This is a genomic window from Flavobacterium notoginsengisoli (assembly GCF_042686225.1).
GTDB classification, from domain to species: Bacteria; Bacteroidota; Bacteroidia; order Flavobacteriales; family Flavobacteriaceae; genus Flavobacterium; species Flavobacterium notoginsengisoli.
This window is the reverse complement of the sequence record NZ_JBHUOT010000010.1, coordinates 179264-196930: the sequence shown is the minus strand read 5'-3', so window position 1 is coordinate 196930 and position 17667 is coordinate 179264. Positions and strand designations below refer to the sequence as shown.

Genomic DNA, 17667 nt, shown 5'->3' with positions numbered 1-17667 from the left:
ACAGCATTCATAAGATTAAAATCAATTTCATCATGAAAAAAATAATATTTTGTACGGCTTTAGTGATTTCGTTTGTTTTTGTATCGTTTAAAAAAAATGATTCAGGAGTAACCTTAAAAGAAGTGACTGTAAATGCACCTTTTGAAATGCCAGCGATAAAAATTCCTGATTTCAGCAACTGTAAAGAATTTTCGATTACAGATTTTGGTGCTGTTGCAGGAGATTTGAATAAAACTTCTGAGGCAATCAGTAAAGCTATTGCTAAGGCCAGCAAATCGGGTGGTGGAACAGTTGTTATTCCTGAAGGAGAATGGTTAACAAAGAAAATTCATTTTAAAAGCAATGTAAACCTGCATTTAAAGAAAGGGGCAGTTTTGCTTTTTTCAGAAAACCCAAAAGATTACCTGCCAGCGGTACGCTCGACTTGGGAAGGCTATGAATGTTATAATTATTCGCCTTTGATTTATGCGTATCAATGTAAAAATATAGCTATTACGGGAGAAGGTGAATTAAAAGCAAAAATGGATGTTTGGAAACAATGGTTTGCAAGACCCAAAGCGCACATGGAAAGCCTGAAGAGATTATATTATCTGGCTTCTTACAATAAACCCATGAAAGAAAGACAGATGGTAAATGATACTGCCAATTTCCGTCCACAGTTTATTCAGTTTAATAGATGCGAAAATATTTTGATGGAAGGTGTGAAAATTACGAACAGTCCGTTTTGGACGATTCATCCTTTTTTGTCTAAAGATGTGGTGCTTAGAAATCTGAATGTTTATGCTCACGGGCATAATAATGATGGTGTGGATCCCGAAATGAGTCAGAATGTTTTGATAGAAAATTGTGTTTTTGACCAGGGAGACGATGCGATTGCGATTAAATCTGGAAGTAATCAGGATGCTTGGAGATTGAATACGCCTTCAAAAAATATTGTAATGCGAAACTGTACTGTCAAAAACGGTCACCAATTAGTTGCTATTGGAAGTGAATTATCAGGAGGTATCGAAAATGTTTTTATTGATAATTGCACCGTTGTTGATGGCGCAAAACTCAATCATCTTTTATTCATTAAAACCAATGAACGAAGAGGTGGTTATGTAAAGAACATTCACATGACCAACATAACTTCAGGAAAAATTGACGAGGGAATTCTCGGAATTGAAACCGATGTTTTGTACCAATGGCGAAATTTAGTTCCAACAATCGAAAGAAGACTCACACCGATTCAAGACGTTTATCTTGAAAATGTAAAAGCTACAAACGTCAAATTTATCTCTAGAATTTTGGCACAGAAAGAACTTCCAGTCGAAAATGTTTTTCTTAAAAATGTAACGGCTCAGAATGTTCAGGGAGAAAAATCCATTCATGAAAATGTAAAAAACTTTAGTATTCAAAACTGATTTAAATTTTAGAAAGATGAATATCAATACCCTTCTGTTCAAAATACTTTTAGTTTTTATATGCTGTTTTAACGGTTCTGTTGTTGAAGCGCAATTATTGAATATTAAAAATGATTCTTTTTGGAAAACCAAAGATGGAAAACCCATTTACAGTCAGGGAGGCGGTATTTTTAAATTTACAGAACCGATGAGCGGTGTCCAGAAATATTATTGGTATGGCGTACAATATGAAGAAGCAGATGTTTACCGCAATAATCCTGCTGTTACACTGCCAACATCAACTTTTCAGGCAGTAACCTGCTATAGTTCTACGGATTTGGTTAATTGGACTTTTGAAGGGGATGTTTTGACCAAAGAAAAAGTAAATAAAAATGGCAAAACATGGGTTGGACGTTTGGGAGTTGCTTACATCAAAGAATGGAAAAAATATGCGATGTTCGTACAACACGACTCAGAAGTATTGATTACACTTTCAGATTCGCCGACAGGTCAGTTTGAATGGCATCAGAAAATCAATATGGAAAAAATGATTGGAACGAGCAACACCGGTGACCAGACTGTTTTTACAGATGTAGATACCGGAAAATCTTATTTAATCTATTCTTACGGAAGAGGGCGAAATAAAATCTATGTTTCTGAAATTGGTATCAAAGACGAAAAAATAAATCTTTTGGATTGTACAGAAGTTTTTAAAGGCGAAAGCCGTGAGGGAAACTGTATGTTTAAATACAAGAACAAATACTATATGTTTGCGTCCAATATTTATGGCTGGGATGCTTCTTTTGCGTATTATTTGGTTTCAGACAATATTCTCGGGCCTTATGTTCCTACCAATGACATGCAGGTAATGAAAGGCACTGAAGACGATTTTGCCCACATCTCACAAACTGGATTTTTCTTTTCTGTAAAAGGAAGTAAACAAGAAACCATAGTCTATTGTGGAGACCGCTGGGCCAATTTTGCTGGAAACGGATTAGGTTATAACCAATGGTGTCCCATTTCGTTTGAAGGAACAACACCTTATTTTAATTCTTTAAACTCATGGAATCTGGAAGAAAAAACAGGAAAATGGGAAGTAGCAAAAGATAATAACTATATTAAAAATCCCAGTTTTGAAGCCGACCGCAGACACATTCCGAGTCCTGTAAAACCTGTTCAGATTCAGCTGACGGGATGGTTTTCTGAGGTTATTCAGGGAAATAAGATTTCGTTAGATTCAATTTCACCAGTTTTAAATCACTTTAATACCGAAGAAGAGCGTAAAACGGTAATCGGAGAAAAAAGTCTTGAAATCAGTGATAAAATAGATTTTAAAAGAAAAACTTTTCAAACTATTGCTTCTTCGCCATTCGTTAAGCTGAAAGATGGTGTTTACATGCTTTCAGCTAAAATAAAAAACAGTGCCGATTTTAAGAATTTAGAAATGTATGCTGTCAGTGGCAACAAAAGATTTTCCTATGCCATTAAAGAAGAAAACACAGTGTGGAAAACCATTACTATTTCGAAAATCCTTGTGAAAGGAGGAAAGGTTGAGATTGGGTTTCTGGCTGATGGTAAGGCTAATGCTTTTTGTTATGTAGATGATATTGTATTGGTATTAAATTAATAAATAAAAAATATTGATTGACCTTTATTTGAATAAAGTACAAACTTCAGTCTCCATTTAAGTTTTCTAAACATTAGTAATTCCAATCAAAACGTCCTTCCCTTATTTGTACTTTAATGCCTTTATCGTTTATGGCGTCGAACCAAAAAGTTCCTGCAATAATTGACTTTGACATATCTAAACGGGTAATTTTTAATTCGCCAGTTACTGCTTCATTTGTGTAAAATGGCTGACTGCTTTCTCCTGGGGCATAAATACCTAATGCCCCCGTCAATTCAGGTGCTATGGTAAACGTTTTGTTCAGTTTATAAACTTCACCCTCCTTTACATCAATTTTTCTAAGCATTAGTACAATTGTTTTACTTTTTCCCTTACGCAGATCAGCAAAACGCATGGTAAAATAATGTTCTCCATTCTCAATCTCAAAAAAACAGTTTACTGCAGAATTTATCCCGCTATTATGCGGCAAGAATACTTTACCATCAATTAAACAGCCCACCGTATTTAGCCCACTATTTGTTATTGCGGGTAGTTTTTCTTTTTTACCAGTAAGATTACCGTCTTCATCACAGGAACAGAACAGAAATAAAATTAGAAATGATGATAAGATATTTCGCATAGTTCAAAGTTTTTGTAAAGATGTGCTATTTTTTTAATATAAGATAAAGACTATATTAGGTTTATTTGTTTTTTATTTAGCTGTTGTTACTAAGTTTTATAAGATTAGAATAAAAGCTGATTAATTAATATTTTAGAAGTTCAAGATCAGAATTATTTTTCGTTTGATATTTTTTGGAGAAAGTGTCATTTGTGCCCTTTTTTTAACAGTACATAAAAGCAAGTGTAAAGTCTAAATTATTATATTTGGTTTTAAAATAATAATACCATAACCAACAAATCTTTCACAATGGAAAAAGCAATACAATTAAAAGTGAGAAAAGATTTGGATGCGCGCCAACAGGTCACTTTTATTAAACTTAAAGGAAGTCTGATATCCAAAGGGTATACTGAGATTATTCATATCCTGGACCATGACGAAGAGTTTCATATTAATACCTTTGAAACACCCTCAGAGAAACGCAATGAGGTGCAGCAATATATAACTGCTTTTATTGATCAGGAAAATCTTTTGGATACTGTTACGATCAAATAAAAAGAAGTTTTTCTATAACTCTATTTGGAAGAGGCTTTTGATAAACTTTTAAGATTCTGTTATTTAATATTCCATATCAAATCGTCCTTCTCTAATTTCAACTTTTTCGCCTTTGTCATTTACGGCATCAAACCAAAATGTTCCGCTTATGATGGCTTTGGCATAGTTATGATTTGTAATTTTCAATTCACCTTTAATGACTGAATTGGTTTGGTATTGAATATCATCAAAATTTTCATTGAAAATTACAAATTCTGCAAACTTTGAATTTTCACCATATTCTTTTAATTGATAAATTTTATTCAGTTCAAGTGTCTCGTTTAAACTGGCTACATTAACAGTCCTTATTTTGTTATTAATTTTTTCATTTATGGCGATACTGAAGTGTTTTTGATCGATATACTGACAAAACAGCGTAGCAGGTAAATTGCCTTTTGGTAGAAAAGCTTCGCCGTTAACAAGACAGCCTGCAGTATTGGCGCCTAATGAAGTTAATGGAGGCAGTCGCTCTATTGGTGTTTTTTGGACATCATCTTTGTCGCAGGAATTCAGGCAGATTATCAAAAAAAATAAGAGTAATAGTCTTTTCATACGTTTTATGATTTATGTGAAAATGAAATAATTTTATAAATATAGGATAAAATTTACAATGCACTTATGTCATATTTTTTTGATTCTTTAGTATTTTTATTCAAAAATGGTAAAAGCTAATCATAGCGTGTAAAAAGATCGAATCAGATTAGGATGGACGTCTATAAATAAAGCGGCACATTTTAAGATGTGCCGCTTTAATATTTTAGTTTTTCTTATGTCAGTTTCTTAAATAGTAAAAAACTTTTTTGAGTGCATGTTGGACTTCGTTCTATTGTTCTAAGAGCTAAAATAAAACTTTTTTGGTACTTGTATTTCCGTTTTCGAATGTTGTTTTGACCAATAAAATCTGCATACCGGACTGGATACCAGTGATCTCTAAATCAGATTTTCCGATTTCCTGACTACTGTAAAGCAGTTTTCCTGTAATGTCAAAAACAGATACCTCTTTTAAAGGTTCAGCATCAGATCTTAAACTAATGACTTTGTTTTTTGAAGCCACAGTAAGCTTCTGAGGTACAATAGTAGATTCATGTGTTCCTAATTTTTGGTCTTCTGTATATCGAATTTCAAAGCGGTCCGTAAAGACTCCTATTGTAGTCGAGAAGGTATAACCACCATCTCTAAGATTATGGATTGTTCCGGCTTGCTTATCCAGAAGGTAAATATCCCGAGCGGCTAAATCACCATCAGCACGGTCAATTGAAATTGTAAGATCTCCTGTAATAGCAGACCTATATCCCAACGGAATGGTATCTGACATCTCAAGTGGTAGTGCACGTCCCTGTATAACCAACTTTCTTCCTTCATTTATACTGTAAAAATCGGCAAACTTATAGGCATCTAATGTATAACCATCATATTTAGGATCCCATCCGTTAGTGGCACCTTTTATGTATCCGATTAAAATTTGTTTAAAAATGCCATCTGTATTGGTTAAATTAAGCCATACACGGTGTATTTCTTCCTGAGGCGCATTTTCAGACTTCTTAAAACATACAGATTTTAGGTTCGTAAGTGAAGACTCTACAGGGCTGGCAGCGGAATGAGCTGCTCCAGTATACAGTGACAAGAAGAACTGCAGGATAAAGTACATAAGAGATGATAAGTAAAGTTTTTTCATAATTTGATAATTTAAAATTTATAATAGTGTATTGTGCGGATATTGATTTTTACATTATTTTCAAGTATCAACAATGAGATATATAGTAATTGTGATACTGGAAGGTTTCAAAAAAGATGTGTAGTTTTTTCTTGTTAGTGATTTATAAAATTGATGTTTTTTGTCGATTCGTTAAAGGCACAAAAATGTACGACGAAATAAAAATTAAGGTTGAATTTACTTTTTGCAGCATTACATCGGTTTTTTATGCCGTTAATCGATTAAATATTAAGTTAAGGTAAGGATATGAGGACAGAATGAAAAATACCGAATGTGTCTGTAAAACTCATTATAGTCTGTTTCGGAATAAGTCAGCCTCTTTATTATATTTAATTCCTAAAAGTTCTATTTTATGCCTTCTTTCATTCTTTTTAGTTTGTACAGTAGTAATAGATAAATCCTACAAGATTAAAAAGACACAAAATGTATTTCTTTTAGAAAATTATTCTGCAGAAGAAATTTTTAGATCATTTCATATTTATAAATGCAAAACTTGTCAAATCTGAAAAAAAGTTAACTCTCCTTTTTTTCTAGGTTTGACAAGTTTTTTAGATACCGTAAAATTTATTTTGCGTCTATAAATACAAGTGCACTCGCTTTTCAGTTTTTTAATGCTTTTTTTTTTGTGATTTCACCCCAGAGTAATTGTAATATGTCCCACATCCTTTAGTTGGAAAGACTCTATGTTTGCAACTGTTGACAGTTTAAAATGCAACCTGACTTAAATCATACTATATGTTTAAGCTACTGTTCTCAATATTCAAAATACACATACGCTATCCTATTTGAAATAGTTTTTATGAAAAAGAAAATCACTTTATTATTCTGCTTTTTTTTATTTTTTTATCCGTTTCCAAGAGTGTGGAGCATATCAGTTCAGGATAACATCACTGTTTCATTAGATGGCTCTGCTGACTTTATTTCGATTCAGGAAGCAATTACAGCTTGCGGAGCTTTTCCATCTAATCCAAAAACTATTTTTATTAAAAAAGGGATTTATAAGGAAAAAATCATAATTGATTCTTTTAACAGTAATATCTCCCTTATTGGAGAAGATAAAGACCAAACCATTATTTCATTCAATAATTATAACGGTCAGCCTGATATTGGCACTTTTACGAGTTATACATTTAAAGTATTGGCTGATAATATTAGTCTTCAAAATATAACGATAGAAAATACGGCAGGTGCTGTGGGACAGGCTGTGGCGCTGCACGTTGAAGGAGATTATTTTAAAGCTGTTAATTGTAAATTTCTAGGCAATCAGGATACTTTATATGTCTCAGGAGAAAATAGACGCCACTATTTTAATAATTGCTACATAGAAGGCACTACCGATTATATTTTTGGTTCGGCTACAGCTGTTTTTGATAATTGTATTTTGTATAGTAAAGCCAATTCTTATATCACAGCGGCAAATACTTCTAAAAACAGTAAATATGGTTTTGTCTTTTTGAATTGTAAACTTTTATCTGCGCCAAATGTTCGTAAAGTGTATCTGGGACGTCCCTGGCGTGAATATGCCAATGTAATTTTTTCCAGTTGTTTTATGGATTCCCATATCAATCCGGAAGGATGGCATAATTGGGGAAAACCTGAAAGTGAAAAAACGGCTTATTATGCTGAGTTTAAAAATTATGGCCCTGGAGCTTTGACAACCAAACGTGTCAAATGGTCGCATCTGCTTTCTGTTGAGCAAAATTCCAGACTTACTTTCAATGTCATTTTCAAAGTAGAGAATCAGTGGAATCTCAGTTCGGCTACACCATAAAATCTTTAATATTCTTATTTACTATCATACTCACTAAACCATGAACCATAAATTTTATTACAAACTACTTTGTTTTATCTTTTTTCTAAATTCCCTAAGCGTTTCGGCAAAAAGCTATGATCTTAAGGCATTAGGAGCAGATAATTCGGGTAAAAAATTCTGTACAGCTCTCATTCATAAAACCATTGATCTGGCATCAAAAGACGGAGGAGGAACTTTGTATTTTCCAGCTGGTAATTACTTAACAGGTGCTATAACTTTAAAAAGCAATATTACGATCTATTTAGAAGCTGGGGCAGTTTTAAAATTTTCATCCGATTTTAAAGATTATCTGCCTTTTCAAAAAGTTCGTTACGAAGGAGTTTTTATGAAAACATTTGCTCCGTTGTTTAATGCTCAAAATGCTGAAAATATTATCATTAAAGGAGAAGGAACTATAGACGGTAATGGTTTTGCTTGGTGGGAAGAAGCGAAGAGAATCAATAAAGAACTAAAATTAAATGGTACGCTTAAAGAACCAACCGAATTACAAAAACTTTGGGTAGAGCAGAACAAAGAATTAAAAGTAGAACCGTATTATGAAAATACTTTAAAGACCCAGTTTTTCAGACCTCCTTTTATTCAATTTTTTGAATGTAATAAAATCAATATCGAAGGAATTCGCATTTTAAATTCCCCTTTTTGGACTATTAATCCAGTAGGTTGCAATGATGTGCGAATACACGGAGTAACAATCTTAAATCCGGATAAAGAACCGCACGGCCCAAATACAGATGGTATTAATCCGTCTTCTTGTTCCAATGTTAGGATATCCGATTGTTTTATCAGCGTAGGAGATGATTGTATTACGATAAAATCAGGACGAGATTTTCACGGACGCGAATACGGAAAAGCATGCGAAAACATTACCATTTCCAATTGTGTGATGCTGGCAGGTCACGGAGGTGTTGTAATTGGAAGTGAAATGTCTGGCGGCGTAAAAAATGTAGTCATTACAAACTGTGTTTTTGATGGAACAGATGCAGGAATCCGAATGAAAGCTTCCAGAGGTCGAGGTGGAGTTGTGGAAAACATTATGGTCTCCAATATAGTGATGCGAAATATAGGTCGTAATGCCTTTACGTTTGATCTCTTTTATGATAGATCATCCAAAGTAGAACCTGTTTCTGAGCGTACTCCGATCTTTAGAAATATATCAATTAGTAACGTAACAGGTAGGAGTATTAATAAAGTAGGAGTTATTTATGGCATCGAAGAAATGCCTGTCGATGAACTTACTTTTACGAATATTAATATGGAGGCCAAAGAAGGTTTTACAGGAAATCTAGCAACCAATCTGACTTTCTCGAATGTAGATATAGTGGCCGAAAAAGGTCCATCGTTCGAATTTACAAATTGTGATAAGCTCTTGTTTAATGATGTAAAATCTAAAAAACCGATTGTAGATCAGCCGATACTTAAATTAGAGAACTGTAAAACGGTATTGATCAACAACTGTTTTCAGAAAATTCCTGCTTCCGTTTTTGTTGAAACTGTTAATTCTGATGTGATTCAAGGCAATAATTTTTTGTCTCTCGTAAAAACACCTTTCCTTAAAAAAGACAAATAAAATGAAAAAGATTGTATTACTTTTTTTCTTCACAATTTCTATAAATACAGCTTTTAGCCAGGAAATTATTCCGCTTTGGGTAACGGGTAAAATGCCTAATTCTAAAGGAATGAAATTAAAAAGAATAGAAGACCGTGAGCGCATAACTCAGATTGATGTTCCCTCGATATATGCTTTTTTTACTTCTAAAGAAGAAAATACAGGAGCGGCCGTTTTAATTTTTCCTCCCGGTGGTTATAAAAAACTGACTTATAATATTGCGGGATTTCAGCTGGCAAAATGGTTCAATACTTTTGGAGTAAATGCCTTTGTGGTCATGTATCGGCTTCCAACTTCTCCTGATTTGGTAAATCCAGCTTTTGGGCCCATTATGGACGGTCAGAGAGCCATTAAAATGATCAGAAGCCGCGCTTCTCAATGGGGAATTGATCCTGCAAAGATTGGAGTAATGGGAGCGTCTGCAGGTGGCGGACTAACCGCTAATCTTGCCACAATTACTACTGATTATGCTAAAATTAATGATGAATTGGATTCGGTAAGCATACAGCCAAATTTTCAAATTCTTGTTTCGGGAGCGATCAGTATGAAGCAGAATGCCCATAAAGGAAGTTATGAAGCTTTGTTAGGAACAAATCCAGAACCGAAAAATGAAGAACTTTTTTCAGGTGAACTAAATGTTTCTACTGCTACGCCTCCTGCATTTGTTATTTGTGCAGCCGATGATCATGTCGTAAATCCACTCAATAGCATTCAATATTATCAGGCTCTTTTAAAAGCCAATATCAAAGCGGCTTTGCATATTTTTCCGCAGGGAGATCATAACATCGCGCTTCGCAATAATCCGGGTTCTACACAATTATGGCCAGCTTTATGTGAAGCTTGGTTAAACGAAATGGGCTTTCTTGCGAAACCGCAGAAATAAAACTAATTATCCGTAAGCAATTAGTTTACAAAACCAAATTAATAACTTTCCAAGACTTAAATTATGAAAAATTTCTTTTACCAATGGGCTGTTTTTATAGCCTTTATGATAATAGTACCCAACAGCTTATCGGCCCAAACTAAAGATAAAATCACAGTAGCCATAGATGGAAGCGGTGATTATGTAAAAATTCAGGAGGCAGTTAATGCAGTTCCAGCCGATAAAGCAGCACGCACCATCATTTTTATAAAAAACGGTTTATACAATACCGAAAAAATCATTGTTCCTGCTGATAAAAAGAGAATTACTTTCAAAGGTGAAAACCGCGACAAAACGATTCTGAGTTATCATATTTTCGACTGTACTGGCGGTTTAAACAATAAATGTCCAGCCGAAGATGCTGCGAAATGGGAAGGGCAGAATATTAGAACTTCAGCTTCAGTAACGATTCAGGGAGATGAGTTTAGAGCGGAGAATGTAACCTTTCAAAATACTGCTGGTCCTGTTGGACAGGCTTTAGCTGTTTTTATTACCTCAGATAAAAATACTTTTATCAATTGTAATTTTTTAGGCTATCAGGATACCATGCTTCTTGGGAAAGATGGTACACGCAGTTACTTTAAAAATTGTATGATTTTAGGCAGAACTGACTATATCTACGGTGGCGGAATAGGTTATTTTGACAGTTGTGAAATCAGGAGTTACGGCGGCGGCTGGATTACGGCTCCGAGTACACCAAAAGATCAAAAATATGGTTTTGTGTTTAACAAATGTAAGTTGACTTTTGTTAGCAACAGCCCTCGTGTTAATGATGATAAACAGCCATTTAGTCTTGGTCGACCTTGGCATAATTATCCAAAGGTAGCATGGCTGAATTGTGAAATGTCCAAAGAATTAAATCCGTTGGGATGGCCAACAACCTGGCGTATGGATTATGCTTCAACGAGTGCCGATTTGCATTTGTATGAATACAACAATAAAGGAGAAGGGGCAAATATGACTGGTCGTGCAAAATGGGAAGGTTTAAAAGCAATTTCCGCAGCTGAAGCCAAATTGTATTCGGTAGAAAATGTATTAAACGGATCTGATAATTGGAAGCCTTCAGTAAAATAATAACTTATGAAAATTCTTTTAAATAAATCGGTTTTATCGTTTTTCGTCTTTTTTTCATTTTTGTTCCATTCTTCTGCTCAGAAAAAATTAGTTTTATGGTATGATAAACCTTCCAAAGCATGGACAGATGCTGTTCCTCTTGGCAATGGAAGATTAGGAGCAATGGTTTATGGAGTACCTCAATCGGATACCATTCAGATTAATGAAGATACTTTTTGGTCGGGAAGTCCTTATCAGAATATCAATTCAAATGCTAAAAAAAGCCTGAAGCAGATTCAGAATTATCTTCAGGATGAAAATTTTATTGAAGCGCAGAAACTGGCTTTGTCTGATATAATTGCAGATCGCAAAACAACTTCGCATGGACAAGTGTATCAATCCATTGGGAATTTAGTTTTATCTGTTCCAAATCATGAAAAGTATACTAATTTTTACAGAGATCTGGATTTAAAAACGGCAATTGCAACGACTAAATATACTGTAAACGGTGTAAACTTTCAGCGTGAGGTTTTTACTTCTTTTACAGATCAGCTTATTATTATTCGACTTTCTGCAGATAAAAAAGGTGCTGTTAATTTTAATGCTTCTTTTGCAGGGCCTCTTAAAACCAATATGGTAAAAGTTACTTCTTCAGTACCTGCAAATCAGAATCAACTGCTTGTAGTTAATGGTCAATGCGCTCGTGAGAAGGAAGAAAATATAACCAATTTACTGCATTTTAATACGCAAATAAAAGTAGAGGCAAAGGGAGGAACTCAATCCAAAGAAGGAGAATCCATCAGTGTAAAAAATGCTGACGAAGCTTTTATTTACATATCAGTAGCGACCAATTTTAAAAATTATAAAGAGATTAGTGCAGATGCCGAGAAACGAGCTAAGGATTATCTAAAGGCTTTTTCTAAATCGTATCAAAAAGCTAAAGAAGATCATATTGCTTTTTATCAAAAGCAATTCAATCGGGTTCAGTTAGATTTAGGCAATTCTCCACAGATAAACAAACCAACAGATCAGCGTATTGCTGAATTTTCAAACACAGAAGATCCTGATTTGGTTTCAACCTATTTCCAGTTTGGACGTTATTTGCTTATTGCTTCTTCTCAGCCAGGCAGTCAGCCCGCTAATTTACAAGGAATTTGGAATCCAAATGCGGGACAATATCCGGCCTGGGACAGTAAGTATACAACCAACATAAATGTTGAAATGAACTACTGGCCTGCAGAAGTAACTAATCTTTCAGAATGCCATGAACCTTTTATAAAATTAATTAAAGAAGTTAGTGAAACAGGAAAACAATCGGCTTCGGAAATGTACGGTGCCCGCGGATGGGCCTTGCATCATAATACCGATTTATGGCGTTCTACCGGTGCAGTTGATGCGACTGCAGGAATCTGGCCTACTTGTAATGCATGGTTTGCTTCGCATTTATGGGAAAAATTTCTTTTCTCGGGAGATCAGTCGTATTTAAAAGAAGTCTATCCAATACTTAAAAGTGCTTCCGAATTTTATCAGGATTTTTTAATTAAAGATAAGAAAACAGGATATCTGGTCGTTTCTCCTTCTATTTCTCCGGAACATACTCCTGGCTTGCAATCGTATGAATATACAAAACCCGATGGAAGTATAGGTACAGAACGTTGTATTGTTTTTGCTGGCGTTACGATGGATAATCAGATGGTATTTGATTTGCTTTCGAATACCATTGATGCGGCTGAAATTTTGAAAGTAGATCAGCAATTTATAACAGAATTGAAAAAAATCCGTCAGCAACTACCTCCAATGCATATTGGAAAATACACACAATTGCAGGAGTGGCTGGAAGATTGGGATCGTAAAAATGATACACATCGACATGTATCGCATTTATGGGGAGTGTTTCCGGGACGAGAAGTTTCGCCTTTTAAAACGCCTGAACTTTTTGAAGCTTCCAGAAACTCGCTTATAGGAAAAGGAGATGCTAGCCGAGGCTGGTCAATGGGCTGGAAAGTGTGTTTATGGGCAAGATATTTAGACGGAAATCATGCTTATAAACTGATTACAAATCAGCTCAATTTGAAGTCTGCCAACGCCACTATTAAAGATCCGGATGGCGGTACTTATACCAATATGTTTGATGCACATCCTCCATTTCAAATTGATGGAAATTTTGGCTGTACGGCTGGTATTGCCGAAATGTTACTGCAAAGTCATGACGGCGCTCTGAGTTTATTACCAGCTTTACCTGATGTTTGGCAGAATGGAACAATTAAAGGATTAAAAGCACGTGGCGGTTTTGAAATCGAAAATATGGAGTGGAAAAAGGGCAAATTAGTTTCTGTAACGATTAAATCTAATCTTGGCGGAAATCTCCGTTTGAGAAGTTATTCTCCATTAAAAGGTTCAGGATTAAACACTGCTAAAGGAATTAATCCTAATACTTTTTATAAGTATCAGCCAGTCGAAAAACCAGTGGTTTCTTCCAGTGCCGAATTTAAAGGAACAGCAGTTGCAAAAACATTCGAATTTGATGTTAAAACAGAAAAAGGAAAAAGTTATACTTTTCAGTATGTCAACTAATTTTTGATTGTTTTCTAAAGATAAAAAGCAGCTGTGATACGATTAAATCACAGCTCTTTTTTTATAGAGAAACATTAGATGTTTTTTTACGAATTATAACTATCAAAAACAGATGTTTTTTCTGATGTAATTCCTGAATGTGTTGAAAATAAAGGGATTCTGTGAAATGCCCCCTATCATATTGTGTTTAGACCTCCTTCAAATTAGGATTAAAATCTAGTTTTGTTTTAACAATAAATCATAAAAGCAAATCCGTTTTTTCGGAATGTGTTTTTTTAATGCTGCTTATTTAAGCATTGTTTAAGTAAGGTCTCAATTCGGCTTCAAAACCATGCCTTAGAAGAGATCATTTTTAGAATACAAATTTCACTATTAACTATACTAACTAACCAATTTAAACCATTATCGTATGAAAAAGAATTTGTCAAAGAATCACTTTGGCATGGTAAAAAAAGTTAGGAATAAAGCCGCTTTGCTTTCCGCAGTAGTTTTACTCTTTGATTTTTCTGCCAATGCCAATACGAACTCAAATTCAAGCACACTAACCCGTTTCGATTTTTCCCGAAACAGTAAGAATTATAACCATTTTTCCTTTGATTTGTTTCCATCTTTTCAAAATGAAATAACAGTAAAAGGTAAAGTGGTAGATGAAAAAGGACTGGGAATTCCAGGTGTGTCTATTGTATTAAAAGGCACCAAAAAAGCAACAATGACTGATATTGACGGAAGTTTTGTTTTTGAAAAAGTTCCTTCAGAGGGTACACTGACTTTCTCTTTTATTGGTATGGAAACCCAGCATATTGCTGTTGGCGGGAGAAGCAGTTTTAATGTTAAAATGAAAGATTCCTCAACGAACCTTGATGAGGTCGTAGTAATTGGATATGGAACTGCTAAACGTAAAGATTTAACAGGTTCCGTTGCTTCTGTAAATATGAAGGATTTGAAAGATATTCCTGCAACCTCTGCTTTACAGGCTATCGCCGGACGTTTAGCGGGAGTAAATGTTACCATTACAGAAGGTTCTCCAGATGCACAGATTAACGTGCGAGTGCGTGGAGGAAGTTCTATTACTCAGGATAATTCCCCGCTCTATATTGTGGACGGTTTTCAGGTCAATTCGATTAATGATATTCCGCCTGGCGATATTGAGACTATTGATGTATTAAAAGATGCTTCATCGACAGCAATTTATGGTTCTCAAGGAGCAAATGGGGTAGTGCTTATTACAACTAAATCAGGAAAAAAAGGAAAGACTGAAATTACCGTTAATGCTTATACCGGTTTAAAAAAGACCTATAAACTTACCAATGTTTTATCTCCTTATGAGTTTGTATATTTTCAAAAAGAACTTGATCCGGGATCTAGTGTAACGGGTACCAGTTTTTATTCTGCCTATGGTTTATGGGAAGACAGGGATATTTACAAATCTAAAAAAGGCTTTGACTGGCAGGAACAACTTTATGGAAATATAGGGGTGCAGACGCATACTGATATGGGACTAACCGGTGGAGATGGAAAACTGCAGTACAAGGTAAATTATACGCATGATGAGGAAGACTTTATTATGGTTAATTCAGCTTACAAAAGAGATTATGTGAGTTTTAAATTGAATAAAGAATTAAGTTCTAAATTCCGTTTTGATTTCAACTCTCGTTTCTCCAATACGATAATTACAGGGCCAAGTGTTTCCAACGGAGGAAAACTGAAAGATGGAATTAAATATGCTCCAGTAAGAAGTTTGACTTATCTGGATCCTGCATTAGCTTTAGGCGGAACGGATAATATCACTTCAGCGGAAGCTTTGAGTAGTTTAAATGATCCTATTTACAACATTACCAACGAGTACAAAGAGCAGAACAATCTCAATCTGACAATGAATGGAGGTTTGACTTGGAAACCTATAAAAGGACTTTCGATAGTTACTCAGGGGAGTTACGGAATAAATAGAAATTATACGGATAATATCTGGCTTCGAAATACAGGAGAGGCAAGTGCAAACGGTGGACAGCCAGTAGCAAAACGTCAGGATGTAAAAGGAGCAGACTGGTCGATTCAAAATACTTTAAGCTATGATAGATCGTTTAATAAATCAGTACACAAGTTCAACTTCCTGCTTGGACAGGAAGCGAGAAGCTCTCAGGTCAATGAAACTTTGATTCAATCTAAATTTTTCCCTGCCGATTTTGGAGCTAGTGATGTTTTGGCAATGTGGAATTATGGTACGCCTCTGCCTACTTATACTACGATTGGAGAACCAACTAGAACTTCTTCTTATTTCGGACGTATTAATTATACGCTTCGTGATAAATACATCTTCAGTTTTACATCTCGATTTGATGGTAAAAACGTTTTTGCTCCAGACAACCGCTGGGGTTATTTTCCGGGAGCAGCATTCGCCTGGCGTATGTCTGATGAGAAATTCATGGAAAAGACCAAAAGTTGGTTATCCGATGCTAAATTTCGTTTAAGTTACGGAGAAGTTGGAAATGCTCGTGTAGGTTCCTACTGGCGTCAGGATTATAGTTTTGAAACAGCGGCGAATCGTCTTATTTATGTAAGTGAAGTGGGACAGAGTTCTTTAAAACCTTCTAATACTTTAAAAAATGAAAACCTAACTTGGGAAACGACAGTTTCTACCAACTTAGGATTAGATCTTGGATTTTTTAATCAAAGATTAACCATAAATATTGATGCTTATAAAATTGACACTAATGACTTAATATTAGCCGTAGCATTACCATCTAATTCAGGTTATGTTTCACAATACCAAAATATTGGAAGTACTTCTAATAAAGGAATCGAATTTACAGTAAACGGAAATATTGTTGAAACTTCTCAATTTAGATTATCAGCTAACTTTAATATTGCCTTTAATAAAAATGTTGTAAAAAGTTTAGACGGTTCTAACGAAATGATTGCTGCATCAAACTGGGCGCCTAATGTTGGACGTGATGATTATAGAGTTCGTGTAGGACAGCCGGTTGGTTTAATGTATGGTTATGTATCTGACGGAATGTATACATTCGATGATTTTAATTTCGATACTGTACAGAAAAAATGGATTCTAAAAGAAGGTGTTGCCGATGCCTCAAAAGTAATTACGACTTCAGGGAATTATTTTGGGCCAGGACATATGAAACTAAAAAAACTAAGCGGTACAGGCAACGTAATAAACCCTGATGAAGACCGAAAAGTTATTGGACGTGCGCAACCTAAACATACGGGTGGTTTTGCTCTTAGCGGCGCTTTTAAAGGCTTAGATTTTTCAGCACTTTTCAACTGGTCTTATGGAAATGATATTTATAATGCTAATAAAATAGATAACTCAACTTTCAGTGGTTCTAAACGTTACAATAACGCTAATGCATTGATGAGTCTGGATAATCGTTTTACAACCATAGATCCGGTTACAGGAAATAATATCATGTTTGGTACCGATGCGAATCCGCAGTTATTACAGGAAATAAACCAGGACGCCAGTATTTGGCATCCTTTGTCCAACTCTACCATTATTACAGATTGGGCAATTGAAGATGGTTCGTTTCTTCGTTTAGGAAATCTTACTATTGGTTATACACTTCCGGAAACAATTGCCAAAGGAAAGTTTATTCAAAAAGTAAGATGTTATGTGTCGGGTAATAACCTAAAAGTTTGGACCCGTTACTCAGGACAGGATCCGGAGGTAAGTACTAATAATTCTCCTTTAACACCCGGACTTGACTGGTCGGCTTATCCAAAAGCCAGAACCCTATTATTTGGTGCCAACATAACTTTTTAATTGTCT

At 35.0% G+C, this 17667-nt stretch carries 12 protein-coding genes; 9 read left to right on the top strand and 3 right to left on the bottom strand.

What is annotated here, in order from left to right; all coding sequences use genetic code 11:
• Nucleotides 1-32 precede the first annotated feature (32 nt).
• Both ACFS3A_RS20730 and ACFS3A_RS20725 read left to right on the top strand, forming a co-directional pair.
• Nucleotides 33-1403 (top strand): glycoside hydrolase family 28 protein, encoded by a 1371-nt coding sequence (locus tag ACFS3A_RS20730; protein ID WP_379827470.1) that lies wholly within the window; start codon nt 33-35, stop codon nt 1401-1403.
• 16 nt (nt 1404-1419) lie between these two features.
• A complete protein-coding gene (locus ACFS3A_RS20725) occupies nt 1420-3009 on the top strand; it encodes a family 43 glycosylhydrolase (protein WP_379827469.1) in 1590 nt (529 codons plus the stop codon).
• 73 nt (nt 3010-3082) lie between these two features.
• Here ACFS3A_RS20725 and ACFS3A_RS20720 read toward each other — a convergent pair whose 3' ends face one another.
• A complete protein-coding gene (locus ACFS3A_RS20720; RefSeq protein ID WP_379827468.1) occupies nt 3083-3628 on the bottom strand; it encodes a hypothetical protein in 546 nt (181 codons plus the stop codon).
• 288 nt (nt 3629-3916) lie between these two features.
• Between ACFS3A_RS20720 and ACFS3A_RS20715 the strand changes: the two genes are divergently transcribed.
• Nucleotides 3917-4162, top strand: coding sequence for a hypothetical protein (locus tag ACFS3A_RS20715; RefSeq protein WP_379827467.1), 246 nt, complete (start codon nt 3917-3919; stop codon nt 4160-4162).
• A gap of 63 nt (nt 4163-4225) precedes the next feature.
• Here the strand turns inward: ACFS3A_RS20715 and ACFS3A_RS20710 are convergent, their stop codons facing one another.
• Both ACFS3A_RS20710 and ACFS3A_RS20705 read right to left on the bottom strand, forming a co-directional pair.
• Nucleotides 4226-4753, bottom strand: a complete 528-nt coding sequence (locus ACFS3A_RS20710) for a DUF6252 family protein (RefSeq protein WP_379827466.1) — start codon at nt 4751-4753, stop codon at nt 4226-4228.
• A 286-nt stretch (nt 4754-5039) separates the two neighbouring features.
• Complete coding sequence (locus tag ACFS3A_RS20705; protein WP_379827465.1) at nt 5040-5876, bottom strand: T9SS sorting signal type C domain-containing protein; 837 nt, start codon at nt 5874-5876, stop codon at nt 5040-5042.
• Nucleotides 5877-6714: 838 nt separating this feature from the next.
• Between ACFS3A_RS20705 and ACFS3A_RS20700 the strand changes: the two genes are divergently transcribed.
• The 6 genes from ACFS3A_RS20700 to ACFS3A_RS20675 all read left to right on the top strand — a co-directional run bounded on the left by ACFS3A_RS20700 (nt 6715) and on the right by ACFS3A_RS20675 (nt 17661).
• Nucleotides 6715-7686: a pectinesterase family protein gene (locus tag ACFS3A_RS20700; RefSeq protein ID WP_379827464.1), complete on the top strand. Its 972-nt coding sequence runs from the start codon at nt 6715-6717 to the stop codon at nt 7684-7686.
• 40 nt (nt 7687-7726) lie between these two features.
• The gene (locus ACFS3A_RS20695) at nt 7727-9295 is read left to right on the top strand and encodes a glycoside hydrolase family 28 protein (protein ID WP_379827463.1); all 1569 of its coding nucleotides are present in this window, start codon (nt 7727-7729) and stop codon (nt 9293-9295) included.
• A gap of 1 nt (nt 9296) precedes the next feature.
• On the top strand, nt 9297-10217 hold the full coding sequence (locus tag ACFS3A_RS20690; protein ID WP_379827462.1) for an alpha/beta hydrolase: 921 nt from the start codon (nt 9297-9299) through the stop codon (nt 10215-10217).
• Nucleotides 10218-10280: 63 nt separating this feature from the next.
• Nucleotides 10281-11330, top strand: coding sequence for a pectinesterase family protein (locus ACFS3A_RS20685; RefSeq protein ID WP_379827461.1), 1050 nt, complete (start codon nt 10281-10283; stop codon nt 11328-11330).
• Between the two features lie 6 nt (nt 11331-11336).
• Nucleotides 11337-13883, top strand: a complete 2547-nt coding sequence (locus tag ACFS3A_RS20680; protein ID WP_379827460.1) for a glycoside hydrolase family 95 protein — start codon at nt 11337-11339, stop codon at nt 13881-13883.
• Between the two features lie 409 nt (nt 13884-14292).
• Nucleotides 14293-17661, top strand: coding sequence for a SusC/RagA family TonB-linked outer membrane protein (locus tag ACFS3A_RS20675; RefSeq protein ID WP_379827459.1), 3369 nt, complete (start codon nt 14293-14295; stop codon nt 17659-17661).
• Nucleotides 17662-17667: the final 6 nt, after the last annotated feature.